Origin of the sequence: Lacimonas salitolerans (genome assembly GCF_042677865.1) — a bacterium.
In the GTDB taxonomy this organism is placed as follows: Bacteria; Pseudomonadota; Alphaproteobacteria; order Rhodobacterales; family Rhodobacteraceae; genus Lutimaribacter; species Lutimaribacter salitolerans.
Window position 1 is genome coordinate 201,934 of record NZ_JBHUDD010000059.1, and the last position, 25,614, is coordinate 227,547.

At 64.3% G+C, this 25,614-nt stretch carries 24 protein-coding genes; 10 read left to right on the forward strand and 14 right to left on the reverse strand.

Going from position 1 to position 25,614, the window contains the following annotated elements; translation table 11 throughout:
- Window positions 1-145: 145 nt before the first annotated feature.
- The 4 genes from ACFTOW_RS12715 (at window position 146) to ACFTOW_RS12730 (ending at window position 5,708) form a co-directional block, all read left to right on the forward strand.
- Window positions 146-673: an invasion associated locus B family protein gene (locus ACFTOW_RS12715; RefSeq protein ID WP_379916266.1), complete on the forward strand. Its 528-nt coding sequence runs from the start codon at window positions 146-148 to the stop codon at window positions 671-673.
- 179 nt (window positions 674-852) lie between these two features.
- Window positions 853-2,031: an aminotransferase class I/II-fold pyridoxal phosphate-dependent enzyme gene (locus ACFTOW_RS12720; RefSeq protein ID WP_379916470.1), complete on the forward strand. Its 1,179-nt coding sequence runs from the start codon at window positions 853-855 to the stop codon at window positions 2,029-2,031.
- 30 nt (window positions 2,032-2,061) lie between these two features.
- Window positions 2,062-5,025 carry a DNA translocase FtsK gene (locus tag ACFTOW_RS12725; RefSeq protein WP_379916268.1) on the forward strand — a complete coding sequence of 988 codons (2,964 nt, stop codon included), beginning with the start codon at window positions 2,062-2,064 and terminating at the stop codon, window positions 5,023-5,025.
- An 80-nt stretch (window positions 5,026-5,105) separates the two neighbouring features.
- Complete coding sequence (locus ACFTOW_RS12730) at window positions 5,106-5,708, forward strand: LolA family protein (protein WP_379916271.1); 603 nt, start codon at window positions 5,106-5,108, stop codon at window positions 5,706-5,708.
- On the opposite strand, the gene ACFTOW_RS12735 is transcribed toward ACFTOW_RS12730, so the two are convergent.
- The 8 genes from ACFTOW_RS12735 to ACFTOW_RS12770 all read right to left on the reverse strand — a co-directional run bounded on the left by ACFTOW_RS12735 (window position 5,705) and on the right by ACFTOW_RS12770 (window position 15,028).
- Entirely contained in the window at window positions 5,705-6,682 is a 978-nt protein-coding gene (locus tag ACFTOW_RS12735) for a 4Fe-4S dicluster domain-containing protein (protein WP_379916273.1), read from the reverse strand. The genes ACFTOW_RS12730 and ACFTOW_RS12735 overlap by 4 nt on opposite strands.
- A 43-nt stretch (window positions 6,683-6,725) precedes the next feature.
- Window positions 6,726-7,649, reverse strand: a complete 924-nt coding sequence (locus tag ACFTOW_RS12740) for a calcium-binding protein (protein ID WP_379916275.1) — start codon at window positions 7,647-7,649, stop codon at window positions 6,726-6,728.
- A gap of 115 nt (window positions 7,650-7,764) precedes the next feature.
- On the reverse strand, window positions 7,765-8,295 hold the full coding sequence (locus tag ACFTOW_RS12745; RefSeq protein WP_379916277.1) for a DUF1643 domain-containing protein: 531 nt from the start codon (window positions 8,293-8,295) through the stop codon (window positions 7,765-7,767).
- A gap of 1 nt (window position 8,296) precedes the next feature.
- Window positions 8,297-9,202, reverse strand: coding sequence for a tRNA pseudouridine(55) synthase TruB (gene truB, locus ACFTOW_RS12750; RefSeq protein WP_379916279.1), 906 nt, complete (start codon window positions 9,200-9,202; stop codon window positions 8,297-8,299).
- A gap of 64 nt (window positions 9,203-9,266) precedes the next feature.
- Window positions 9,267-10,592: a UDP-glucose dehydrogenase family protein gene (locus tag ACFTOW_RS12755; protein WP_379916281.1), complete on the reverse strand. Its 1,326-nt coding sequence runs from the start codon at window positions 10,590-10,592 to the stop codon at window positions 9,267-9,269.
- A gap of 119 nt (window positions 10,593-10,711) precedes the next feature.
- Entirely contained in the window at window positions 10,712-12,589 is a 1,878-nt protein-coding gene (locus ACFTOW_RS12760) for a polysaccharide biosynthesis protein (RefSeq protein WP_379916283.1), read from the reverse strand.
- Between the two features lie 261 nt (window positions 12,590-12,850).
- Complete coding sequence (trhO, locus tag ACFTOW_RS12765; RefSeq protein ID WP_379916286.1) at window positions 12,851-13,765, reverse strand: oxygen-dependent tRNA uridine(34) hydroxylase TrhO; 915 nt, start codon at window positions 13,763-13,765, stop codon at window positions 12,851-12,853.
- 45 nt (window positions 13,766-13,810) lie between these two features.
- Window positions 13,811-15,028, reverse strand: a complete 1,218-nt coding sequence (locus ACFTOW_RS12770; RefSeq protein ID WP_379916288.1) for an Hsp70 family protein — start codon at window positions 15,026-15,028, stop codon at window positions 13,811-13,813.
- 108 nt (window positions 15,029-15,136) lie between these two features.
- Between ACFTOW_RS12770 and pncA the strand changes: the two genes are divergently transcribed.
- The 3 genes from pncA to ACFTOW_RS12785 all read left to right on the forward strand — a co-directional run bounded on the left by pncA (window position 15,137) and on the right by ACFTOW_RS12785 (window position 18,778).
- Window positions 15,137-15,748, forward strand: coding sequence for a bifunctional nicotinamidase/pyrazinamidase (gene pncA, locus ACFTOW_RS12775; protein WP_379916290.1), 612 nt, complete (start codon window positions 15,137-15,139; stop codon window positions 15,746-15,748).
- Window positions 15,749-15,823: 75 nt separating this feature from the next.
- On the forward strand, window positions 15,824-17,116 hold the full coding sequence (gene pncB, locus ACFTOW_RS12780; RefSeq protein ID WP_379916292.1) for a nicotinate phosphoribosyltransferase: 1,293 nt from the start codon (window positions 15,824-15,826) through the stop codon (window positions 17,114-17,116).
- A gap of 87 nt (window positions 17,117-17,203) precedes the next feature.
- Window positions 17,204-18,778 carry a class I adenylate-forming enzyme family protein gene (locus ACFTOW_RS12785; RefSeq protein ID WP_379916294.1) on the forward strand — a complete coding sequence of 525 codons (1,575 nt, stop codon included), beginning with the start codon at window positions 17,204-17,206 and terminating at the stop codon, window positions 18,776-18,778.
- A 6-nt stretch (window positions 18,779-18,784) separates the two neighbouring features.
- Here ACFTOW_RS12785 and aroQ read toward each other — a convergent pair whose 3' ends face one another.
- The 4 genes from aroQ to ACFTOW_RS12805 all read right to left on the reverse strand — a co-directional run bounded on the left by aroQ (window position 18,785) and on the right by ACFTOW_RS12805 (window position 20,889).
- Window positions 18,785-19,222, reverse strand: a complete 438-nt coding sequence (gene aroQ / locus ACFTOW_RS12790) for a type II 3-dehydroquinate dehydratase (protein WP_379916296.1) — start codon at window positions 19,220-19,222, stop codon at window positions 18,785-18,787.
- Between the two features lie 108 nt (window positions 19,223-19,330).
- The gene (gene msrA, locus ACFTOW_RS12795; protein WP_379916298.1) at window positions 19,331-19,840 is read right to left on the reverse strand and encodes a peptide-methionine (S)-S-oxide reductase MsrA; all 510 of its coding nucleotides are present in this window, start codon (window positions 19,838-19,840) and stop codon (window positions 19,331-19,333) included.
- On the reverse strand, window positions 19,837-20,286 hold the full coding sequence (msrB, locus tag ACFTOW_RS12800) for a peptide-methionine (R)-S-oxide reductase MsrB (RefSeq protein WP_379916301.1): 450 nt from the start codon (window positions 20,284-20,286) through the stop codon (window positions 19,837-19,839). Before msrB ends, msrA begins: the two co-directional genes overlap by 4 nt.
- A gap of 87 nt (window positions 20,287-20,373) precedes the next feature.
- A complete protein-coding gene (locus ACFTOW_RS12805) occupies window positions 20,374-20,889 on the reverse strand; it encodes a phosphatase domain-containing putative toxin (RefSeq protein WP_379916303.1) in 516 nt (171 codons plus the stop codon).
- A gap of 328 nt (window positions 20,890-21,217) precedes the next feature.
- On the opposite strand from ACFTOW_RS12805, the gene ACFTOW_RS12810 reads away from it, so the two are divergent.
- From ACFTOW_RS12810 to recR, 3 genes are all read left to right on the forward strand, one after another.
- Window positions 21,218-22,993: a DNA polymerase III subunit gamma/tau gene (locus ACFTOW_RS12810; protein ID WP_379916305.1), complete on the forward strand. Its 1,776-nt coding sequence runs from the start codon at window positions 21,218-21,220 to the stop codon at window positions 22,991-22,993.
- Window positions 22,994-23,088: 95 nt separating this feature from the next.
- A complete protein-coding gene (locus ACFTOW_RS12815) occupies window positions 23,089-23,433 on the forward strand; it encodes a YbaB/EbfC family nucleoid-associated protein (RefSeq protein WP_379916308.1) in 345 nt (114 codons plus the stop codon).
- Between the two features lie 79 nt (window positions 23,434-23,512).
- Window positions 23,513-24,106 carry a recombination mediator RecR gene (gene recR, locus ACFTOW_RS12820; protein ID WP_379916310.1) on the forward strand — a complete coding sequence of 198 codons (594 nt, stop codon included), beginning with the start codon at window positions 23,513-23,515 and terminating at the stop codon, window positions 24,104-24,106.
- Here the strand turns inward: recR and ACFTOW_RS12825 are convergent.
- Both ACFTOW_RS12825 and ACFTOW_RS12830 read right to left on the reverse strand, forming a co-directional pair.
- Window positions 24,103-24,687: a LysE family translocator gene (locus ACFTOW_RS12825; protein WP_379916313.1), complete on the reverse strand. Its 585-nt coding sequence runs from the start codon at window positions 24,685-24,687 to the stop codon at window positions 24,103-24,105. The two genes, recR and ACFTOW_RS12825, sit on opposite strands and share 4 nt — an antisense overlap.
- 162 nt (window positions 24,688-24,849) lie before the next feature.
- Complete coding sequence (locus ACFTOW_RS12830; RefSeq protein WP_379916315.1) at window positions 24,850-25,608, reverse strand: DUF1013 domain-containing protein; 759 nt, start codon at window positions 25,606-25,608, stop codon at window positions 24,850-24,852.
- Window positions 25,609-25,614 lie beyond the last annotated feature (6 nt).

Consider the following 25,614-nt stretch of genomic DNA (forward strand, 5'->3'; position numbering starts at 1 on the left):
GTGCGAATTTCCGCCAATGGCCCTTTCGCCGGTAGCGGAATCCACGCTAATGTCGCAATGTCGAGACAGGTTGGTGCCGCAATAGCAAAGCGATAACAAGTGGCATCTTGGAATTGAGGCTTAGGAACGGCTGGAGGCTGGTCATATGGTATTACAGTTTGCAAAAGGGCTGGCTTGTGCCGCGCTGGTGCTGGCAGGAACGGGCGCTTGGGCGCAGCAGACAAGCGACAACCAGGTTGCCGCCAAAACGGATTGGAGCGTTTTCGAAGACAGCGATCCCAAGGAATGCTGGGCCGTGACGTCGCCCAAGGAAACGGTGAACACCCGCGATGGCCGCGTCGTGGCCGTGCGGCGGGGCGAGATCCTGTTCATGGCGTTCTTCCGCCCGGATGCCGATGTAGCCGGGCAGGTCGGATTTACGGGCGGCTATCCCTTTGCGTCAGGCTCGACCGTGAACCTGAACGTCGACGGCACCGAGTTCGAACTGTTCACCCAGGGCGAATGGGCCTGGCCCGCATCCGCCTCGGAGGATACCGAGATCATCACGGCGCTCAAGCGTGGCGCAAGTGCAGTGCTGACCGCGCGCTCATCTCGTGGGACGCAGACAAAGGACACGTTCTCGCTGCTGGGCTTTACCGCCGCGCTGGACGAGGCGCAAAGCCGCTGTCAGTAACACGATTTGTCACCGTTGCATGGGGCGCCCGGTCATCTCCGGGCGCTTTTTTCGTGGGGCTGTCTGAAATGCCACAACCCCCGGATTATCCGCCTGTTTTTCTGGACGACGCGCATCGCTTTGGGTAACTTGCCCTCAAACCGGGGCGAAAAAGACCCCGCACCTTGAGGCAGTCAATCATGTTTCCCGAGCGGTTTTCGAACCTACCGGCCTATGCGTTTCCGCGTCTGCGGGCGCTTCTGGATGCGCATCCCGCAGGCGGGCCGGTGCGCCATATGACCATTGGCGAACCCAAGCACCCGTTCCCCGACTGGGTGGCTGGGATCATTGCGCGCGAAAGCGGCGGTTTTGGCCAGTATCCCCCGAATGACGGCACGCCCGAACTGCGTGCCGCGATCACCGGCTGGCTGCAGCGCCGCTATGGCGTGACGCTGGACCCGGACACGCAGGTGATGCCCCTGAACGGCACGCGCGAGGGGCTGTACAATGCCTGCATGGCGCTGGTGCCCGAGCAGAAGGCCGGGGGCACACCCCTGATCCTGATGCCCAACCCGTTTTATCAGGTCTACATGATCGGCGCGATTTCGGTTCTGGCGGAGCCGGTTTTCGTGCCCGCCACCCGTGAAACCGGCTATCTGCCGGATTATGCCGGCTTGCCAGCGGATGTTCTGAACCGGGTGGCGGCGGCCTATATCTGCTCGCCCGCGAATCCGCAGGGGGCGGTGGCCAGCCGGGCCTATTGGACCGACCTGATCGCGCTGGCGGAAAAGTATGATTTCCAGATCTTCGCGGATGAATGTTACTCCGAGATCTATCGCGGCGATGCGCCTGTCGGGGCGCTGGACGTGGCTGCAAGCGTGGGCGCGCATCCGGATCGCGTGGTGGTGTTCCATTCGCTCTCCAAGCGGTCGAACCTGCCGGGCCTGCGCTCGGGCTTTGTGGCCGGGGGCGCTGCCAGCATCGCGCGGATGAAGCAGCTTCGCGCCTATGCCGGTGCGCCGCTGCCGCTGCCGCTGCAACGCGCCGCCGAGGCGGTCTGGACCGACGAGGCGCATGTGACCGAAAACCGCGCGCTCTATGCGGAAAAGTATATCGTCGCGGATCAGGTTTTCGCGGGCATCAACAGCTATCAGGGCCCCGAGGCGGGGTTTTTCCTGTGGCTGCCCGTGGATGACGGCGAAGAGGCCACGCTGAAGGCATGGCGCGAGACCGGCGTGCGGGTGCTGCCCGGCGCCTACCTTGGCCGCGACACCGATCAGGGCAACCCGGGGCGCGGTTACATACGCGTGGCGATGGTGGCTCCGATGGATGAAACGCGCGACGGCTTGATCGCGCTGCGCGACTGCATTTACGGCTAAAAACAAGAACCGAAAAGGACGAGGCGAGGCATGGCATATCAGACACGGGGACGCGATCCGCTGTTCGACAGCGACATGGCCCAGGCGATCGAAAAGCGCGGCAAGGAACTGCTGGGGATCACCCTGCTGGTTCTGGCTGCTGCCGCCGCCGCCATGGTCATCAGCTATCACCCCGAGGATCCGTCGTTCCTGTCGGCCACCGATCAGCCGGTTCAGAACTGGCTGGGCCGGTTCGGTGCGTCGATCGCCGCGCCCCTGTTCATGATCGTGGGCTGGGCCGCATGGGGCCTGCCCATCGTGATGGGGGCCTGGGGCCTGCGACTGGTGGTGCATCGCGGGGCCGAGCGCGCGCTGGGTCGTCTGATCTTTGCGCCGATCTGGATCGCGGTTCTGGCGCTTTATGCCGCCTCGCTGGCGCCGGGGGCGGATTGGGCGCAGACGCATTCCTTTGGTCTGGGCGGGCTGTTCGGCGACACGGTTCTGGGGGCCCTTCTGGGCATCCTGCCGGTCAGCGCCACCCTCGGCCTCAAGTTTGTCTCGCTGCTGCTGGGCGCGGCCATGCTGGTGATGGCCGCGTTCGTTCTGGGCTTTATCCTGACCGAATTGCGCCACATCGCGCGGTTTCTGACGGTCGGGATGATCGTCAGCTATGCCAACCTGATGCGCCTGCTGGGGCACGGTGCCAGCGGTGCCGTGCGCACGGCGCAGACCTTGCAGGCGCGCGCGGCGGAACGCCGTGCGGAACGCGCCCGCGAGGCCGCCGAGGCCGCTGAATGGGCCGCCGCACAAGAGGCCGTGGCCCCGCCCGCCGCAAGGGTGCGGCGCTCGGAACCCGTGTTTCATCCAGTGGAACCGGACATGCCGCAGGCCGAGCCCGAACCCCTTCGCGGTGGCCTGTTTGCCCGCATGCCCGGGCTGATGCGACGCCCGGAAACCATGCCCGAACCCGAGCTTGTCACCCCCGAGCCCGTTGCCGAAGAGGGCGAGATGCCCGGCGACGATCGCATCAGGGCCAAGATCGCCGATGTGATCAAAAGCCGCGCGCGGGTGGGGCCGGCCATGGTCGCTGCCGCGCCGCTGACCAAAGGGCGCGGGCGCGGGCCTGATCCGCTGTTGCTGAACACCACGCGCCCCGCGCCGGGCGGCCTGCCGCCCGAACCGCCGCTGACCGCCGCGCATGCGCCGCAGTCGGCCCCGGCACCACGCCTGACCGTGACACAGCCACAGCCCGTTATTGCCCCGGCACCACAGGCCTACACGCCCTTTGCGGATGATGAAGATGACGACCTGATGGATGCCGATGATATGCCGGACACCGGCCTGCCGCTGCACCAGCAGACCACCCCGCAATTCACCATCCCCGTGGCCGAGCCGCGCAAGGTGGTGCAGCATCCGATCCGCAAACCGATGCAGCCGTCGACCCGCGCCCGCGCCGAGGCACAGCCGACCCTGCCGCTGGAGGATCGCGCTGCCGTTGAATACGACCTGCCGCCGCTGTCGCTGCTTGCCAGCCCGGAAACGGTGCAGCGCCTGCACCTGTCCGATGAGGCGTTGGAGGAAAACGCGCGGATGCTGGAAACCGTGCTGGATGACTATGGCGTCAAGGGCGAGATCGTCAGCGTCCGCCCCGGCCCCGTTGTCACCATGTACGAGCTGGAACCGGCCCCGGGCCTCAAGGCCAGCCGCGTGATCGGTCTGGCCGATGACATCGCGCGCAGCATGTCGGCCCTGTCGGCGCGTGTGTCCACCGTGCCGGGGCGCAGCGTGATCGGCATCGAACTTCCGAACGATCACCGCGAGATGGTGAATTTCCGCGAGGTGCTGTCGAGCCGCGACTATGGCGACGGCAATCAGAAACTGCCGCTGGCGCTGGGCAAGGACATCGGCGGCGATCCTGTCGTGGCGAACCTGTCAAAGATGCCGCACCTTCTGATCGCGGGCACCACCGGCTCGGGCAAGTCGGTGGCGATCAACACCATGATCCTGTCGCTGCTCTACAAGCTGACGCCGGATGAATGCCGCCTGATCATGATCGACCCCAAGATGCTGGAACTGTCGGTCTATGACGGCATCCCCCACCTTCTGTCGCCCGTTGTGACCGACCCCAAAAAGGCGGTTGTCGCCCTGAAATGGGTCGTGGGCGAGATGGAAGAGCGGTATCGCAAGATGTCCAAGATGGGCGTCCGCAACATCGACGGCTATAACAGTCGCGTCGCCGATGCATTGGCCAAGGGCGAGATGTTCAGCCGCACGGTGCAGACCGGGTTCGACGATGAAACCGGCGAACCCGTGTTCGAAACCGAAGAGCTGATGCCCGAAAAGATGCCGTTCATCGTGGTGATCGTCGACGAGATGGCCGACCTGATGATGGTCGCGGGCAAGGAGATCGAGGCCTGCATCCAGCGTCTGGCGCAGATGGCGCGCGCCTCCGGCATCCACCTGATCATGGCCACGCAGCGCCCGTCGGTCGATGTGATCACCGGCACGATCAAGGCGAACTTTCCCACGCGTATCAGCTTTCAGGTGACGTCCAAGATCGACAGCCGCACCATCCTGGGCGAGCAGGGTGCCGAGCAACTGCTGGGTCAGGGCGACATGCTGTACATGGCGGGTGGGGCCAAGATCATCCGCTGCCATGCGCCCTTCGTGTCGGATGAAGAGGTCGAAGAGATCGTGAACCATTTGAAATCCTATGGCCCGCCCGAATATATCGGGGGTGTGGTCGAAGGGCCGGATGATGACCGGGCCGACAATATCGACGCGGTTCTGGGCCTGAACACCGGTGGCAACACCGGGGGCGAGGATGCGCTGTATGATCAGGCGGTCGGGATTGCGATCAAGGATCGCAAATGCTCGACCTCGTATATCCAGCGCAAACTGGGCATCGGCTACAACAAGGCCGCCCGGCTGGTCGAACAGATGGAGGACGAGGGCATCGTCAGCGCCGCCAATCACGTCGGCAAGCGCGAAATTCTGGTGCCCGAGCAGCAGTAAGCCGCCGAATGACACACCCGTCGCGTGAACGTGACGGGGGGCATCTGGTGCGCGCGGCGGGAAGGGATTATTTTGATGTCATGATACAGCGTTTTCTCATCGCCGCGGCCCTGACGGTCGCAACCGCCCTGCCCGCCGCCGCCGAAAGGCTGTCGCTGGCGGAAATCTCGCGCTATCTGAACCAGCTTCAGACGGCGCAGGGGGCCTTTACCCAGATCAACGATGACGGCACGATCGACACCGGCACGATCTATATCAAGCGTCCGGGCCGCGCGCGGTTCGAATACGCCGCACCCAATCCGGCCTTGGTTCTGGCAGGCGCCGGCAGCGTGGCGGTTTTCGATGGCCGGTCGAACACCGGCCCGGATGTCTATCCGCTGAACCAGACGCCGCTGTCGATCATTCTGGCGGAAAATGTCGATCTGACGCGGGATCGCATGGTGGTCGGGCACACATCCGATGCGAACACCACGACCGTGACCGCGCAAGACCCCGACAACCCCGAATACGGCAACATCCAGCTGGTGTTCACCGGCAACCCGACCGAGCTGCGCCAATGGAAGATCGACGATGGCAGCGGCAGCACGACAACCGTGGTGCTGGGTGAAATGCGCGTCGGTGCCAGCATCAGCAACCGTCAGTTCGACATCCGGCGCGAGGCGGACCGCCGCGGCAACCGTTAATCCCGGCTGGCCCGGCGGGCCAGCTTCGCGGCAAGGTTCAGGCCAACACCGGGGCGCGACCACGGGCATACCGCGATGCAGATGCCGCAGCCGTTGGTTTCGTTGAAAAACGGCAGGCACCTGTCGAAATCCACGTACCATTTCTCGGTGCCGCGCACGGTCTGCTTTTCCGGGGCGATGGCCACCGGCGGGCAGGCATCTTCGCAAATGCGGCATGCGGCGCAAAACCCGTCGATCCCGAAATCGCGCCGAGGCGTCGGCGCAAAGGGCACATCGGTCAGCACCGCCGCCAGCCGGAAAGACGCGCCGAATTCCGGGTTGATCAGGCTGCCATGCTTGCCCAACTCACCAAAGCCACATTCCAGCGCGGGCGGGATCAGCGTCAGCTTGCCGGTCAGCGACCCCGCCAGCGGCTCGGCGGCCCACCCGTGATCGCGCAGCCAGTTGGCGACCGCCTTGGCCGCCCCGGCGGCGCGTCCGTACTGGCGCATCACCTCGCCGCCCGCCTCGGGGTTGGGTGCCTTGGAGATTTCGCCATAGTCATGCTGGACACCCAGCATGATGACACGCGACTGGGTCACCTCGTGATGGTCGAACACCCATTCGGGCCGCATCTCGGCCACGCCGGTCATTTCGCATAGACCGTCCTGCACGAACTGGTCCAGTGCCGCGGTCCAGTCGTCCGGGCTGCGCGGGATTTGAGTCTCGGCAACCTCGCGCATCGGCTGATCCAGGATCACCTGACGCTCGGCCCGCGCGCGGATCAGGGCGGGGTGATCGGCATTCACACTATAGAACCAGCGCTGCATCTGCCCGTGCGGGATGGTATCGGGATCGGGTGCCCAATAGACCATGTGCGGACGGCGCTGTTGATCCTCGCCCAGACCGTTGATCGTATTGCCGGATACCTCGGGCACCAGCGCCTGTTGTTCAGGCTTGGGGGTGAAGGGGCGATAGGGGCTTTGGCGTGTCATGCGCGCAGCCTAGCCTGACAGGCGCAGGTCGCAAAGCCCTGCCTTACGTTCCCAGAAGGGCCACGTTGTCCAGCGTCAGCCCCGCCTCGACCGCGACCGAAAGGATAGGAACCCCGTTGAGCATCAGCGCCACGCGTGTCTCATCGGTGGCATCAGGACCAAGCGCCAGCACCGGATCGGCCCCATCCAAGTCATAGACCACGACGATCTGGTCCTCGGCCGGATCAAAGCTGTGAAGCGTGACCGCATCCGTGATCCAGTCGCCCACCAGAATGGTATCGCTCCCCTCGCCCGGATCGACATGATCGCCGCTACCCGCCTCGATCACATCGTCGCCCGCGCCGCCGTTCAGGTAATCGACAGCCCCGTCACCGCGTCCCGTCATGGTGTCGTTCCCGGCACCACCAAACAAGGCGTCAGGGCCGGGTCCGCCATCCAGCACGTCATCGCCCAGACCGCCCAGCAGGGTGTCGGCCCCCTCGCCCCCCAGCAGCGTGTCCGCCCCGTCACCGCCGATCAGGCTGTCGTCACCGGCATCACCAGACAGCAGGTCATCGCCCGGCCCGCCAAACAGGGTGTCATGGCCTGTTCCCCCCAACAGGGTGTCATTTCCCGCGCCGCCACGCAGCGTATCGTCGCCCGCATCGCCCATCAGGCTGTCATCGCCATCCTGCCCGTGCAGATCATCGTTGCCAGCCCCGCCGAACAAGGTGTCATCGCCCGCGCCACCACCGATCTCATCCACGCCACGGCCGCCGGTCAGCCGGTCGTCACCATCGCCGCCCACCAGCGTCTGGTCACCGGTGATCAAATCGGATGCTGCGTCGTGCGCCAGATCCCCGGCCCAATCCGATCCGGGCGCATCCGGGATATCCGTGTCGCCAAGATCATCGGACCCCGGTGGCACAACGCCCACAAAGGCCGCGCTGGCCAGCATCAGGCCAAGCAGGCTTGCAATCATCAACATGTCCCACGTCCCACCAAACAAAGGCCCCCGGCGCATAATCGCATGCGGGGGGCCAGTTCGGTCAATTGCATTCGCTGCCGGTGGTTAACGCGGGTCCGTGGCGCGGCGGTCGGTGTCAGTCAGGCGATCCGCCGCGACCCGGCAGCCACAGTTCGGGCTGCTGCGTATAGGAGATGTAAAGCGGGTGTTTCGGATGCCCGCCCTGCGTCAGACCAAGGTGATGCACCGCGCGACCTGATGCCTGCAACAGATCGGCAACCTGAGCACCCCGCCCCAGATGGGCCCCATGGCTGCCCCAGGCCGCGATGATCTGATCGGCCCACGGGCAACTGTCGGCAATCGCCGCATCATTGGCGGGACCGACCGGATCGGCGACGGCGCGCATCTTTTTCGGGTCGGTGTCGCGCCAGGCAAAGATGTTCGTCACCCGGAACCCTCCGAACCCCAGAGCCCGCGCCCGGCGTTCGCAGCGTTCGACCGTGGGGTCGTTCTGTACCTCGGTCGCGGTCGAGGGGTTCAGCATGATGAACAACGCCCTGCGCCCCGTCGGCTCCCACACCCGCGTCAGCAGATAGCGATACCGCTCGCAATCGGAATAGACGGCGGTGGACAGCGCATCGCCCTTCTGAAACTCGCGCGTGATCATGTCACAGGTTGAACACGCGGCTGGGGTGCAGTTCGCCTGCCTTGTAGCGCCCCACAGCGACCGGCTGGCCCTGATAGCTGGCCCAGCATTCATCGCCGTATTCAACGTCATGCGCGACCACCATGCCGGCATTCCCGTTGCGCAGGCGCGCGGCCCCCTGATCGGTGCAGGTGACATGCGGCAGATCGGCCAGCCCGACATCCAGTGGCAGCAGCAGGGCATCCAGCTCGGGCGTGCGGGCCAGTTCCTCGACCCGGTCCAGTGTCACGGCCTCTTGCAGGTCGAAAGGGCCTGACCAGACGCGCCGCAACCGCGTGACATGGCCAAAGCACCCCAGAAGCTGCCCCAGATCGCGGGCGATACTGCGCACGTATCCGCCCTTGCCGCAGGTCATTTCCAGCACCGCATGATCGGCATCGGGCCGGTCGGTCAGCAACAATTCCTCGACCCACAGGGGCCGGGCGGCCAGTTCCAGCTCTTCACCATCGCGGGCCAGTTTATAGGCGCGCTGTCCATCGATCTTGACGGCGGAAAACTGTGGCGGCACCTGCATGATGTCGCCCACGAACCCTGACAGCGCCTCCTTGATCTGGTCATCGTTGGGGCGGTTGTCGCTGGTGGTGATCACCTCGCCCTCGGCGTCGTCGGTGTTGGTGGCCTGCCCCAGCCGGACAGTGAATTCATAGGCTTTCATGGCGTCGGTGACGTAGGGCACCGTTTTCGTCGCCTCGCCCAGTGCCACGGCCAGAACGCCCGTTGCTTCGGGGTCCAGCGTGCCGGCATGGCCCGCCTTGTTGGCGTCAAACGCCCAGCGGACCTTGTTCACCACCGCGGTCGAGGTCAGGCCCGCAGGCTTGTCCACCACCAGCCAGCCCGAAATGTCGCGGCCCTTTTTCCTGCGTCCCATGCACCTGTGCCCCTTTGCAACAAAGCGGCGGCGTAGCCCAAGCGCCGGACGCTGTCAAACCTCCTCAGTCGTCCTTGAGAAAGGCGGCCCTGCCGATGGATTCATAGGCAGTGAAACCGGCACGGCGCGCATCCTTGGGGGCATAGACATTGCGCAGATCGGCCATCCGGGGCGTGGCCATCTTTTTCGCCAGTTTCTTCAGATCAAGCGCGCGGAACTCGTTCCATTCGGTCAGGACCACCAAAAGATCCGCCTTTTGTGCCGCCTTGTAGGCATCGTCGAGCCAGTGGACACCGGGCAGCAGCGCCTCGCCCTCGTGCCGCCCTTGCGGGTCGACCACGCGCACCTTTGCCCCGCCACCCACAAGCGCGGGGATGATCGTCAGGCTGGGCGCGTCACGCATGTCGTCGGTGTTTGGTTTGAACGTGACGCCAAGCACCGCGATGGTCTTGCCATTGAACGAGCCGTCGCACAGGTCCTGCAACTTGTCGATCATGCGGCGCTTGATCTCCTCGTTCACCTTGATGACCGTTTCGGTAATCTGCATGGGCACGGCGTGTTCCTGCCCGATCCGGGCCAAGGCCTTGGTGTCCTTGGGAAAACACGACCCGCCATAGCCGGGGCCGGCATGCAGGAACTTGTTGCCGATGCGCCCGTCCAGTCCGATGCCGCGCGCCACCTCTTTCACGTCGCCGCCCACCCGTTCGCACAGGGCGGCGATTTCATTGATGAAGGTGATCTTTGTCGCCAGGAACGCGTTGGCTGCGTACTTGATCATCTCGGCCGACTCGAGGTCGGTGGTGACGATCGGAAAGTCGCGCAGGTAAAGCGGGCGATAGATCGCGGCCATCACTTCTGCGGCGCGATCGTTCTGCACACCCACGACGACGCGGTCAGGCTTCATGAAATCCTCGATCGCGGCCCCCTCGCGCAGGAATTCGGGGTTGCTTGCCACATCGAAATCCAGCGCCGAATTGGCCTTGCGGATCACCTGTTTCACGGCGCGGTTTGTCCCCACGGGGACGGTGGATTTGGTCACGACCACCACGTAATCCTTGGCCACTTTGGCAATCTCTTCTGCGGCTGCCATCACATAGGACAGATCGGCATGACCATCGCCGCGTCGCGTGGGCGTACCGACGGCGATGAACACCGCATCTGCGCCATCCACGGCTGCGGCCAGATCCATGGTGAACTTCAGGCGACCCGCCTCGACATTCTTGGCCATCAGCGCGTCAAGGCCGGGCTCGTAGATCGGGACTTCGCCGCGTTCCAGCTTTTCGATCTTTGCGGGATCCTTGTCGACGCAGACAATTTCATGGCCGAAATCCGAAAAACAGACCCCTGAGACAAGTCCGACATAGCCGGTCCCGATCATCGCGATTTTCATTTGGTTTGTCCCGCTACTGAATGATTTTTCTCAGCTTTTTGGCCATGGCCCTGTGACATGTCAATGAAACCGCGTGCCCCCGGGCGGGTTGACCCGGAAGACGTGGCGAAAATGCCGGATCAGTTGGCAGTTGCGGTGGTCAGTGTTGTGCCTTCGTGCTTTTCGACCCAGCGCGCAACCACCTTGCGGGCAGCGGCTGCGTCTTGAGTGTCTACCGCCTCGCGCAGATCGCGAAGGGCATTGGCCATTTCCAGTTCGGAAAGATAGCTTTCCTGCGCGCGCAGGATCTTGGCATGCGGAGTGGTCAGCATGTCGGACGAAATCAGCAGCTCCTCGTGCATCTTTTCGCCAGGACGCAGGCCGGTGACGAGGATCTCGATATCGCCGTCGGGGTGTCTGGCGTCACGTACGCGCATGCCTGCGCCCTCGATCATCTGTCGCGCCAGCTGCCGGATCGGCACGGGCTTGCCCATGTCCAGCACGAACAGATCGCCACCACGCGCATAGAAACCGGCCAGCAGAACCAGCCTTGCCGCTTCGGATATCGTCATGAAGTAGCGTGTCACCTCGCCATGGGTCAGGGTGACGGGGCCACCGCGCGCGATCTGTTCGCGAAACAACGGGATGACCGACCCGGACGAGCCAAGCACATTTCCAAACCGCACCATGGCGAACTTTGTCGATGTCGAGCGCGTGGCAAGATCCTGAACCACCAGTTCGGACAGACGCTTGGACGCTCCCATTATGTTGGTCGGGCGCACTGCCTTGTCGGACGACACAAGGATAAATCGTGGGATATCGGCAGCCCGGGCGGCATTGGCGACAATGCGTGTCCCGAACACGTTGTTCCACAGACCTGCGATTTCGTTGCCCTCGACCAATGGGACATGCTTGTAGGCCGCGGCATGAAGGATCACCTCGATCCTGTGCTCTGTCAGGACATGCCGGACCAGAGGTTCATCCGTGACGGACCCAAGAATGGGAATGATCTCGGTGCCTTGCGCCATTTCGCGCAATTCCCTGTCGATGTTGTACAGCGAAAGTTCGGAGTGATCGAACAGGATCAGTTGCGCGGGGCTGCATTTCATCAACTGACGGCATAGTTCCGACCCGATCGAGCCTCCTGCGCCGGTGATCATGATCGTGCGGCCGGAATACGCTTCGGACGTGCTTGGCAATTCCGATTCCAGGTTGTCGCGTCCAAGCAGTTCGTCCAGTGGCACAGCGGCGTCACGCAGCGAGACTTCGCTTGTGCAGACCAGTTCTGCAAAGGACGGCAAGGAATGCACCTCGACCCCAAGGGGGCGCAGCCGCGCAGCGATGCGTGCCTGATTGCGCGCGCTTGCCGAAGGCATTGCCAGAACAATGCGGTCGATCTTGCGTCTGGCCATCACGGATTGCAATTCGGACGGCGCAAACACGGGCAGGCCTGCCACCACCATGCTTTGCAAGGTCGGGTTGTCGTCGACGAAAGCCACAAGCTCAACCGCGTCATCTGTCCGCAAGGCTGCGGCAAGCTGCTGCCCGGTCTGCCCCGCGCCGTAGACGATCACACGCATCCGATCGCTTCCACGACGGTAGATCCACAACGTGATCTGTCGCAACAGAACCCGCCACGACACCGCCATGATCAGGAAAATCATCGTGAAAATCACGAAAATCTTGGGCGTCAACATCGCACCCAGCACGTAGTTGATGACCAGCCCGGCCCCGCCTGTCACCGCTGCAAAGGCGGTCGTGCGCATGATCCCGTGGCTTTCATAGGCGTTCAGCTTGATGCGGGGCAGGCCCAACCCCACGCTTGTCGCCGCTGCAACTGCGATCATGCACAGCACCAGGGGCAAGAATTGCCACCCTTGCGTGCCATCAAGGGCAATGGAACTGTTCAGCAACGCTGCAAAAATCAATGCGACCGGAACGACCATCAGGTCCAGCAGCAGAAACATCACCTGTTTCTGAAAACGTGAAAGAGAGATGACGAAGCGATAGAGTAACATAGGGCCCCCCCGCTAATTTAATAAGCAGCAATTCAAAATATGTGCCCATCGTTTGAGTGCACTCAGAGTTGCACCAGACCTACGGGCGAAAGTGTAAAAACATTGTGAATACGGTTACCTACACGGCGCACTCCAATCAAGCTTGCGACTGTGCATGTGCAGAAAAATCGGCGGATTTCCACCTGTTCGGCGCCTTCGCCCAAAAAAATGCAAATAAACCGGGCATATCGGCGATCAGGCTGGCGCGCGGTGTGGCCATAGCTAGACCTCGGAAAACCCGCCAAGGTGTCTTTCGCCCCGATTCTTTGCCAGGTCGATCTGGCGTTGCCGCTCGCGGAATCGGTCCTTGTCGCTGTCCGTGGTCTCATTCGCGCATTGGTGGCAGCTTACACCATGCTCATACTCAGACCGTGAGCGATCTTCGGGCAGGATCGGGCGGCGGCATGCGTGACACAAGAGATGCGGCCCTTCGCGCAGGCCGTGTTCCACTGACACGCGGTTGTCGAACACGAAACAGGCCCCGTTCCAGGCGCTGTCATCCTCGGGCACCTGTTCAAGATATTTCAGGATGCCGCCCTTGAGGTGATAGACCTCGGGCACGCCCTGACCCAGCAGGTAGTTGGTGGATTTCTCGCAGCGGATGCCGCCGGTGCAGAACATCGCCACCCGCTTGTTGTGAAACCTGTCCCTGTTCGCTTCCCACCATGCGGGAAACTCGCGGAAACTGGCGGTTTGCGGATCGACGGCGCCCTGAAAGGTGCCGATGGCCACCTCGTAATCGTTGCGGGTGTCGATCAGCACCACATCGTCCGAGCGGATCAGGTCGTTCCAGTCCTGCGGCTCGACATAGTGGCCCACCCGTGCGCGCGGGTCGATGTCGGGCTGGCCCATGGTCACGATCTCGCGTTTCAGCTTGACCTTGGTGCGGGCAAAAGGCTGTGCGCTGGCGGTGCTTTCCTTCCATTCCAGATCGGCACAGCCGGGCAGGGCGCGCACATGGGCCAGAACGGCATCCAACCCGGCGCGGTCGCCCGCGATGGTGCCGTTGATCCCCTCGCGCGCCAGCAAAAGCGTGCCGGTGACGCCTTGGGCCTGCATCAGCGACAGCAAGGGCACGCGCAGCGCGGCGGGATCGTCGAACCGGGTGAAATGATAGAGGGCGGCCAGGATATACATGCGCGTTCCGATACGCCTGTCGCGTGTTTCAGGCAAGAGGGCGGATCACTCGGCCGCGATGGCCAGCCCCTCGACCACGGCGGTGAACACGGCCGCATCCTGCGCCTTCGCATCGGGCAGCCGCGCGCCGATGGCCTGCCGCACAACCCCCAACAGGCTGGAGCCGCCCACGTAAACCACATGATCCACCGTATCGGGCGCAACACTGGCATCGGCCAGCGTCTGCACCGCCTCGGCCCCGATGGCATCGGCATGGGCACACAGTGCGGTGGTCAGCGCGGCGCGGCCCAGATCGGCCCCCAATCCGCGCTCGACAACGTCCAGCGCGATCCGCCCTGCGCCTGTGCCATTGGCCGCGATCTTGCCCGCCTCGACCGCATAGGCGATGTCGTGGCCCAGATGCGCCTCCAGCACCTCGGCCAGACGTTCGAACAAGACAGGCTGCTGCGCCAGCCTGATCCAGCGCCGAACCTCGCGCAGCAGGGCCGCGTCGTAGACAAAGGCGATCTTTTCCCAACTGGCCAGATCGTGGAACAGCGCGCGCGGGGCGGCATGGCTGGCGCTGCCCAGTTCGGCCCCGATCTGCGCGCCATGACCCAGCAGCGGCATGGCATGGGCCAGGCTGAGCACCCGGTCGAAATCGGTGCCGCCCAGACGCAGGCCGCGATTGGCCAGAACCTGTGTCTGGCTGTTCGCCCTGTCGCACAGGGTGAAATCCGATGTGCCACCGCCGATATCCACCACCAGCACGCGGCCCGTCGCAGCAACGGCCAGCGCCGCCGCCTGCGGTTCGGGCAGGAACGCGACGTCGCGGAACCCCGCCAGATCGTAGGCCATGCGCAAATCCGCCTCGGCCTTTGCATCGCGGGTATCAGAGTCGGAATGGAACCGCACCGGCCGACCCGACAGGGCGGTGTCGAATGTCATCCCGGTAAAGTTCTGCGCGCGGTCCCGCATCTCGGCCAGAAAGCCCGCGATCACAGCAATCAGCGTTGTGCGCTGGCCAAGGAAATTCCGCTCCTCGCGCGCCAGCGGCGTGCCCAGCACCGATTTCAGCGCGCGCATGAACCGCCCCTCGTCGCCGGCGCGCATCGCATCCGCCGCCGCACTGCCGTAGACCATGCGTTTCGCCGCGAAATCGAGAAAGATGGCGGTGGGCACGGTGCTGGCGCCATCTTCCAGCGGGATGACAAAGGGCCGACCGCCCGCCATCACCCCGGCACCCGTGTTCGACGTTCCGAAATCCAGACCCAGCCGCGCCATCGTTACCCCCTGCCGATCAAAGCCCGGCCCATAGACTGCGTCGCGCCCGTTGGCAATTCGCGGCAGCCCGCCTAGACTGAAAGCGATGCAAAAGAAAAGGCCACAGACATGAGCGACACCGCGCTGATCGTCATCGACATGCAAAACGATTTCTGCCCCGGTGGCGCGCTGGCCGTGGCCGAGGGCGATCAGATCGTGCCGGGCATCAACGCCGCCATGGCACAGGCGGATACGGTGATCCTGACGCAGGACTGGCATCCGGCCGATCACCTGTCATTCGCCAGCCAGCATGACGGGGCCGCGCCCATGTCGGAAGTCGACATGGCCTATGGCAAGCAGACGCTGTGGCCCGATCATTGCGTGCAGGGCACCCATGGCGCGGCCTTTCACCGCGATCTGGACCTGAACCGCGCCGATCTGATCCTGCGCAAGGGGTTCCGGCGCGAGATCGACAGCTATTCCGCGTTCTTCGAGAATGATCGCATCACCGCAACGGGGCTCGAGGGGTATCTGCGCGATCGCGCGATCACCGGCCTGACGTTCTGCGGCCTTGCCACGGATTTCTGCGTGGCATGGTCGGCGATGGATGCCGCAAGGCTGGGCTTTGCGGTTCAGGTGCGCCTTGACCTGTGCCGGGGGATCGACCTGAACGGCTCGCTGGACGCGGCGCTGCGCAACATGACTTCGATGGGGGTCAAGCTGGTGCGCCCGCAGGCGTGACGGGTCGGTCCTTGGCCCCTTGCAATTTGGTCTATTGGTTTGCTCTAACGCATCCGACACAACAGGAGCCGCCCCATGGTCGATATCGCCACCCGCGTCTGGAACCACCGCTGGAAGATCGACCCGATCGTGCGCTCGCTGGTCGATACCGACTTCTACAAGCTGCTGATGTGCCAGTCTGTGTTTCGCAACAAGCCCGACACGCAGGTCACCTTCAGCCTGATCAACCGCAGCAAATCCATCCGTCTGGCCGAACTGATCGACGAGGGCGAGTTGCGCGAACAACTGGATCACATCCGCTCGCTGTCGCTGACGCGGGGCGAAAGCACCTGGCTGCGCGGCAACATGTTCTATGGCAAGCGGCAGATGTTCACGCCCGAGTTCATGGAGTGGTTCGAGGCACTGCGGCTGCCGCCCTATCACCTGGAAAAGCGCGACGGGCAGTATGAGCTGACGTTCGAGGGCAAATGGCCCGAGGTGATGCTGTGGGAAATCCCCGCGCTGGCCGTGCTGATGGAATTGCGCGGGCGCGCCGTGCTGGACCACATGGGCCGGTTCGAATTGCAGGTTCTGTATGCCCGCGCGCTGACCAAGCTGTGGGAAAAGATCGAGCACCTGCGCACCATCGACGGCCTGCGACTGGCCGATTTCGGCACCCGCCGCCGCCATTCCTACCTGTGGCAGGACAAGGCGGTGCAGGCCCTGATCGAAGGGCTGGGCAACAAGTTCGTTGGCACCTCGAATTGCCACATCGCCATGAAGCGCGATATCGAGGCGATCGGCACCAACGCCCATGAACTGCCCATGGTCTATGCCGCATTGGCTGACAGCGATGCCGAACTGGCCCAGGCCCCCTATCAGGTGATGGCCGACTGGCACGAGGAACACGACGGCAACCTGCGCATCATCCTGCCCGACACCTATGGCACGCCGGGGTTTCTGGAGCGTGCGCCCGACTGGCTGGCCGGCTGGACGGGCATCCGCGTCGACTCCGGCGATCCGGCCACCGGGGCCGAAACCGCGATCCGCTGGTGGCATGACCGGGGAGAGGACCCGCGCGACAAGCTGGTGATCTTTTCCGACGGGCTGGACGTGGACAAGATCGCCGAGTTGCAGGCCCAGTTCGCAGGCCGCGTGCGCGTTTCGTTTGGCTGGGGCACGCTGCTGACCAACGATTTCCGCGGGCTGACGGATGGCGACGCGCTGGCACCCTTCTCGATGGTGTGCAAGGCGGTGTCGGCCAACGGGCGGCCCACGGTGAAACTGTCGGACAACCCCGAAAAGGCGATGGGCCCCGAGGACCAGATCGCGCGCTACAAGCGGGTGTTCGGTGTGGGCGATCAGAAGCGGATGGAGGTGGTGGTCTGAGTTCCGCCGTTCGGAAATGAATTCCACCATCTTGCAATTCGGCTGATCCCGCGCAAACCTCCCCTCGCAGCAGGAGGAGGCCGCAGCATGATCCGTATCACCCCACCCACGCCCGACGCACCGCCCACCACGACGGTGAATGACCTGATCCGTGCCTCTGCCGCGCGCAACCCGGATCGGCTGGCCGTGGTCTGCGGCGATACCAGCCGCACATGGGCGGAGTTCGACGCGCGGGTGAACCGGGTGGCCAATGCGCTGATGGCGATGGGCGTGGCCAAGGGTGACCGGGTGGCGATGCTGGCCCCGAACTCGGTCGCCTATGCCGAGGTGTTCATCGGCACGTTGCGGGCGGGGGCGGTGATCACGCCGCTGAGCACGCTTGCCGCGTCGGAAGCACTGGAAAAGATGCTGGCCGATTGCGGGGCCAAGGTGTTTTTCCTTGCTGCGCAATACCGTGATCTGGCCGCGCCCTTTCTGGGCAACATCCCCGCGCGGACCGTGGCGCTGGATTTCGACGGCGATTTCCCGACGTATGAAAGCCTGCTGGCCGATGCGCCAGACACCGATCCGGGCGTGCCGGTCACGCTGGATGATCCGTGCAACCTGATCTATTCCTCGGGCACCACGGGCACACCCAAGGGTATCCTGCACAATCACTGGATGCGCGCGGCGCAGATGTCGCGGGTGGGGCCGAATGGCTATGCCGACGATGATGCGCGCACGCTGATTTCCACGCCGCTGTATTCCAACACCACCATCGTGTGTTTCCTGCCCGCGATGGTCGGCGGCGGCACCGCGTATCTGATGCCGAAGTTCGATGCGCGCGGGTATCTCGAGATTGTTCAGGCCGAACGCATCACCCACACGATGCTGGTGCCGGTGCAATACAAGCGCATCATGGACGTGCCCGATTTCGACGATTTCGACCTGTCCTCGATGCGGGTGAAATTCTCGACCTCGGCACCGCTGCGGGCGGATGTGAAGCGCGACGTGCTGGCGCGGTTTCCCGGCAAGCTGATCGAATACTATGGTCTGACCGAGGGCGGCGGCGTGACCGTGCTGATCGCGGATGAGCAGCCCGACAAGCTGCACACCGTCGGGGCACCCGCCGAATTTTCCGAGATCGTGATCATCGACCCGCAGGGCAACCCGCTGCCGCCGGGCGCGGTGGGCGAGATCGTGGGGCGCTCGCCCACCATGATGTCGGGGTATTTCGGGCGCGATGACCTGACGGCCAAGTATATCTGGACCGATCCGAACGGCACGCAGTTCTTTCGCTCGGGCGATATGGGCAGCTTTGACGCCGACGGGTTTCTGGTGTTGTCGGACCGCAAGAAGGACATGATCATTTCCGGCGGGCTGAATATCTATGCCAACGATCTGGAACTGGTTCTGCTGGACGATCCCGACGTGGTGGATGCCGCCGTGATCGGGGTGCCCTCGGACGAATGGGGCGAGACACCGCTGGGGCTGGTGGTGTTGCGCGGCGGGGCGACCCGTGGCGCGGACGAGATACGGCAGGCGGCCAATACGCGGCTGGGCAAGAGCCACCGGCTGTCGGCGGTGGAGATACGCCACGAGCTGCCGCGCAGCTCCATCGGCAAGATCCTCAAACGCGAATTGCGCCTGCCCTATTGGGAGGCCGCAGGCCGCACGATCTAGCCGGTGTCAGCCCAGCAGATGGGCCACCTGCCGCAGAGCCAGCAGATACCCGTGGGTGCCGCAACCCGCGATCACCCCATCGGCGCGGGACGAGACAAAGGAATGATGGCGAAACGCCTCGCGCCGGTGGATGTTCGAGATGTGAACCTCGACCACCGGCCCTTCATACGTGCTCAGCGCGTCCAGAATGGCCACGGATGTATGGGTATAGGCGGCGGGGTTGATCACGATGCCGGCCGCCGTGCCGCGCGCCTTTTGTATCCAGGTGACAAGATCGCCTTCGTGATTGGTCTGGCGAAAGTCCACCGCCAGCCCCAGATCACCTGCCAGCGCTGTGCACTCTGCCTCGACGTCGTCCAGCGTGGCCGCGCCGTAAATCTCGGGCTCGCGCGTGCCCAGCAGGTTCAGGTTCGGCCCGTTCAGGATCAGGATGGTCCGGCTCATGCGCAATTTGCCCCTTGTCGTCGTGCCCGCACAGGGGCCTCGGCGCAGTATTCACCGCGCGCGCCCCGGTGTCGAGTGCGCGCGCGGTCCAGGCAGTCGGCGGTCCCGTTACTCGGCCGCGTCGCGGCGGGGCAGCACCCAGTCGGGGCGCACGAAATGGCAGGTATAGCCGTGGGGGATACGCTGCAGGTAATCCTGATGCTCGGGCTCGGCCTCCCAGAAATCGCCCACGGGCTCGACCTCGGTCACCACCTTGCCGGGCCACAGGCCCGATGCCTCGACATCCTTGATCGTGTCCAGCGCGCAATCGCGCTGCGCATCGTCCACGTAGTAGATGGCGCTGCGATAGCTCAGACCGCGATCGTTGCCCTGACGGTTCAGGGTGGTCGGGTCGTGGATCTGGAAAAAGAACTCCAGCAACTGTCGATAGCTGATCTTTGCGGGGTCGAAGATGATCTCGATCCCCTCGGCATGGGTGCCGTGGTTGCGATAGGTGGCGTTGGGCACGTCACCGCCGGTGTATCCGACACGGGTGCGGATCACTCCCGGCATCTTGCGGATCAGATCCTGCATGCCCCAGAAACAGCCTCCGGCCAGAACAGCGCGGTCTTCGGTCATGTCACGTCCTCCACTTGGTTGATGTATTGGCCATAGCCTTCGCCCTCCATGTCGTCGCGATGGATGAACCGCAGGCTGGCCGAGTTGATGCAATAGCGCAGCCCACCCCGGTCACGTGGCCCGTCGGGAAACACGTGGCCCAGATGGCTGTCGCCGTGGCGTGAGCGGACTTCGACCCGGACCATGCCATGGGTCGTGTCGGTCACTTCCACGATGTTTTCCGGCTCGATCGGTTTGACGAAACTGGGCCAGCCGCAACCGGATTCATACTTGGCCGCCGAGGCGAACAAGGGCTCGCCCGAAACGATATCGACGTATATCCCGGGTTCCTTGTTGTTGAGATACTTGCCCGAGCCCGGCCGCTCTGTCCCGCTTTCCTGGGTGACCCAGAATTCCTCGGGTGACAGCGTGGCGATCACATCGGGCGATTTTTCATATGCAGGCATGCCGACCCCTCCGTTTCTGTTCGCAATTCTAAACATGGGGCGCGTCGGCAGATTTCAAACCCCCGTCGCGCACAGGTGCCGCAGCCGTTACACGCCGCTGCGATGGATGAATTCGGGCGGGCGCACGCGGATGGCCCATTCCATCTGCGCCTCGGTCTCGACCGCGCAGGGGCGGACATGCCGCAGCCGGTTCAGCGCGGCGGCAGGGTCTTCGCCCGCCTCGACCATCAGGCGCAGCGCGATCATCCCCGAGCGTCCGCAGCCGCCCATGCAATGCACCAGAACCCGCCCCCCGCCGCGCAGCGCCGCCAGCGCGATGCGGCTGACATTGTCCCACTGCTGGGTCACATGCGTGTCGGGGGCACCCATATCCTCGATCGGCAGGTGGAACCAGCGGCTGCCGCGGTCCTGCAAGTCCTGCCCCAGCGTCTCGGCACCTTCGGTCACCATTTCGATCCTGGTGGTCAGGGTCAGCACCAGGGCCGGCTGCCATTCGCGCATATGCTCCAGATCATCGGCATAATTGCCGTGGCGACCGGGCAGGGGGCAGATTGCCAGTATCCCGCCCGCAACCGGCAGAGCATGTATGACCATCGCGCCCATGTCTTTTTCTAGTCCGCGTCTCGTGGCGCGGGCCTTGGTCCTGCCCTGCGCCGGCATGACACCGACAAGAATGCGCAAAGCGCCTGCATCTGCACCGTGACGTCCCCCCATTTGCAGCAACAGAATCAGAGTTGCGCGCGCATCGCCTGAAATCAAGCGCAAGCGCCGGGCGGAAAGACTTTCTTGTGCATGCGTTCTGTTTAGAACACGGGTTTCAGACGACAAGGCCGCGCTGGCCCGCCGTCAGGCCGCTGTGAGCGCCAACAATCCGGTGGACCTTGCGCGCCTGCCGCCTTAGTTTTCGCATTGGCACACCAAGGGGAGCGGGATGAGCGATCAAGGCGAACAGACCGGCACGGCCTATCAGGTTCTGGCCCGCAAATACCGGCCCGAGACCTTTGCCGATCTGGTCGGACAGGATGCGATGGTGCGCACCCTGAAAAACGCGTTTGCCGCAGATCGCATTGCGCAGGCGTTCATCATGACCGGCATCCGCGGTACCGGCAAGACGACCACCGCACGCATCATCGCCAAGGGCATGAACTGCATCGGCCCCGACGGGCAGGGCGGCCCCACCACCGACCCCTGCGGCCAGTGCGAACATTGCGTGGCCATCATGGAAGGCCGCCATGTCGACGTGATGGAAATGGACGCCGCCAGCCGCACCGGCGTGGGCGACATCCGCGAAATCATCGACTCGGTGGATTACCGGGCGGCCAGCGCGCGCTACAAGATCTACATCATCGACGAAGTTCACATGCTGTCGACCAACGCGTTCAACGCTCTGCTCAAGACGCTTGAGGAACCCCCCGCCCATGTGAAATTCATCTTCGCCACCACCGAGATCCGCAAGGTGCCGGTCACGGTCCTGTCGCGCTGCCAGCGGTTCGACCTGCGCCGGATCGAACCCGAGGTGATGCTGACCCTGCTGCGCCGCATCGCCGACGCCGAAGGGGCAGACATCGCCGATGACGCGCTGGCCCTGATCACCCGCGCCGCCGAAGGGTCCGCGCGCGACGCCACCTCGCTGCTGGATCAGGCGATCAGCCATGGCGCGGGCGAAACCACCGCCGATCAGGTGCGCGCCATGCTGGGTCTGGCCGACCGGGGCCGGGTGCTCGACCTGTTCGACATGATCATGCGCGGCGATGCGGCAGGCGCGCTGTCGGAACTGGGCGCGCAATATGCCGACGGGGCCGATCCGCTGGCCGTGCTGCGCGATCTGGCCGAGATCACGCACTGGATTTCCGTGGTCAAGATCACGCCCGAAGCGGCCGAAGACCCCACCGTCGGCCCGGACGAACGCGCGCGCGGTCAGGCGATGGCCGACGCGTTGCCGATGCGGGTGCTGTCGCGCACATGGCAGATGCTGCTGAAGGCGCTGGAAGAGGTCGCAAGCGCGCCCAATGCCATGATGTCCGCGGAAATGGCGGTGATCCGCCTGACCCATGTGGCCGACCTGCCCACGCCCGAGGATCTGGTGCGCAGGCTGAAAGATGCGCCGCCCGCGGCCCCGGTGAGCCCGGGCGGTGGCGGTGCAGCGGCCAATGGCGGCCAGGCGCAGGCGACGGGTACACCGGCACCCACCCATCAGGGCGGCAGCGGCCCCCATGCCAGTGGCGGTGGCGCACCGGTCGCCGCGCTGGCGCAGCAGACCGATCAGGCGCTGGCGCATTACCCCAGCTTCGATCACGTGGTCGAGCTGATCCGCGCGCACCGCGACGCCAAGCTGCTGATCGACGTGGAAACCTGCCTGCGCCTTGCAAACTACCGCCCCGGCCGGATCGAATTCGTGCCCACCGACCGCGCGCCACAGGATCTGGCCGCACGTCTGGGCGGCGCTTTGCAACGCTGGACCGGCAACCGCTGGGCGGTGACCGTGGTCAACGATGGCGGGGCGGAAACCATCGCCGAAACCCGCGACGCCACCAGGCTGGCGCTGGAAAAACAGGCGCAGGCGCATCCGATGGTGCAGGCGGTGCTGGCGCAGTTTCCGGCCGCGCGCATCACCGCCATTCGCACGCCCGAGGCGCAGCAGGCACAGGCGCAGACCGAGGCGCTGGCCGAGGTCGAGGATGAATGGGACCCGTTCGAAGAGGATTAGGATGCCCCAAGCGCACCCTTGTCCCGGATCGTTCGCGTTGCGATATGTGACCCAACCGCGCCGCACCCCGCGCCGCGATAGACAGGAGAGATCAGATGCTGAAAGGTTTGGGCGGTCTTGGCGACATGGCCGGCATGATGAAGAAGGCACAGGCGATGCAGACCCGCATGGCCGAGATGCAGGAAGAAATGGCCAACATCATGGTCGAGGGGCGCTCGGGCGCCGGGCTGGTCACCGCCACCTGCACCGCCAAGGGCGAGTTGAAGGCGCTCGATATCGACCCGTCGATCTTCAACCCCGAGGAAAAGGAAGTGGTCGAGGACCTGATCCTCGCCGCCATCAAGGACGCGCAGGCCAAGGCGGCCGAACGCGCCCAGGAGGAAATGGGCAAGCTGACCGAGGAACTGGGCCTGCCCAAGGACGTCAAACTGCCATTCTGACCTTCCTCTCTCTGAAAATATCCCGGGGAGCGCGAGGGGCTGGCCCCTCGCTCCCGCCCCTTGACACAGGCGCTGCGCCATGAACTCGACCCGCGACATCGAGGCGTTGATCGACGTCATGGCCCGGTTGCCGGGATTAGGCCCGCGCTCGGCCCGGCGCGCGGTGCTGCACCTGATCCGCAAGCGCGCGCTGCTGATGCAGCCGCTGGCCGACCTGATGGGGCAGGTGGCGCTGACCGCGCGCGAATGCCTGAATTGCGGCAATGTCGGCACAACCGAGATCTGCGACATCTGCACCAGCGCGAAACGCGCCAACGGTCAGATCTGCGTGGTCGAGGATGTGGCCGATCTGTGGGCGATGGAACGCGGTCACGCCTTCAAGGGGCGCTATCACGTGTTGGGGGGCACCCTGTCCGCGCTCGATCAGGTCGGGCCAGAGCAGTTGCGCATCCCGCGCCTGATCGACCGGGTCAGCGAAGAAGCCATATCCGAGGTGATTCTTGCCCTGAACGCCACGGTCGATGGCCAGACCACCGCGCATTACATCGCCGATCAGCTTGAAGGGCGGGTCACGCTGTCATCCTTGGCGCAGGGCGTGCCGATCGGGGGTGAGCTGGATTACCTCGACGACGGCACGATTGCTGCCGCACTGAACGCGCGCAAGACGTTCTAGGCAAGCGCCATCCAGACCGCCACACCCGCCAGCATGGCCGCCATCGCGCCGTTGAGTACCTGCGCCTGCGCGGGGTCGCGAAACCGCCGCGCCAGCGCGTCGCCCGCCACTGTCCACAGGGCAAAGGCCGCAAGGTTGTTCAGGGTGAACACGGTCGTGATCAGCGCCACCTCGGCCCATGCGCCGGTGTGCAGGAACTGCGTGAACATCAGCGCGATGATCACATAGGCCTTGGGGTTCAGCACCAGCAGCAGCGCGCCGCCTCCAAATCCCAGTGCCCGCGCCCGCCCCACCGCAGCCGACCTGCCCGCCCGCGCCATACGCACGGCCAGCCACAGCACATAGGCGGCACCTGCCCATTGCAGGGCCTGCGCCAGTGCGGGATATGCGGTCAGCGCGCTGCCCAGGCCCAGACCGATCAGCGCCGTCACGACCCATGTGGCCAAGTGATACCCGGCCGAGGCCGGCAGTGTCGCGCGCAGGCCAAAACGCGCACCATTGGCGGCAAAGATCATGTTGCCCGGCCCGGGGCTGTAAGCCAGCGGCAGCAAAAACAGCAACAGGGCGGGTATCTGGGTCATGGCAGCCTCTTTTGCACGGTGCCATGGGTTTGCCTTTGGGCGCGTCGGCGTGCGACCCGGATATTGCGCAATCACCTGCGCCGCGGGCCAAAGGTCGGCGATGCAAAAGGCCCGGACCAATCGGCCCGGGCCTTGCAGATTGTCACACGCGATCCGGCGGGATCAGCGGCGGTCGTCCTCGTCTTCATCCTCGTCGTCGTCATCCGACTTGGGCAGGTTGAAAAAGCTGTCGGCGTCGGGGATCGGCGCCTCGCGTTCTTCGGGTTCGTCGCGCAGCGAGAATGTTTCCAGCCCTTCGATGGCCGTCGGCATGCGGGGCGATTCGTCCTGTTCCAGCGACTGCTCGGTCGACAACAGGCGGCGGCGCGCCTCGTCGTCCAGCGGCAGGCCTTCCTTGGCGCGCTTCTCGGCGGCCTTCTGAACGATCAGGTCCAGTTCGGATTGCTTGCACAGACCCAGAGCAACCGGATCGATCGGCTGCATGCTGCCGATGTTCCAATGGGTGCGCTCGCGGATCGACTGGATCGTCGGCTTGGTCGTGCCCACCAGCTTCGAGATCTGTGCATCGGTCAGTTCGGGGTGGAACTTGACCAGCCACAGGATCGCGTTGGGCCGGTCCTGCCGTTTCGACAGCGGTGTATAGCGCGGGCCACGGCGCTTTTCCTCGCCCATGGCGGCGGGGTTGTGTTTCAGCCGCAGCTTGTATGTCGGGTCGTTCTGGGCCTTGGTGATCTCGGCCTCGTCAAGCTGGTTGTTGGCAATGGGGTCGAACCCCTTGACGCCGGTGGCGACGTCACCATCGGCGATGCCTTGCACCTCAAGCTCGTGCATGCCGGTGAAATCGGCGATCTGCTTGAAGGTCAGTGTGGTGTTGTCGACCAGCCATACGGCGGTCGCCTTTGCCATGATCGGTTTGTTCATGTCAGA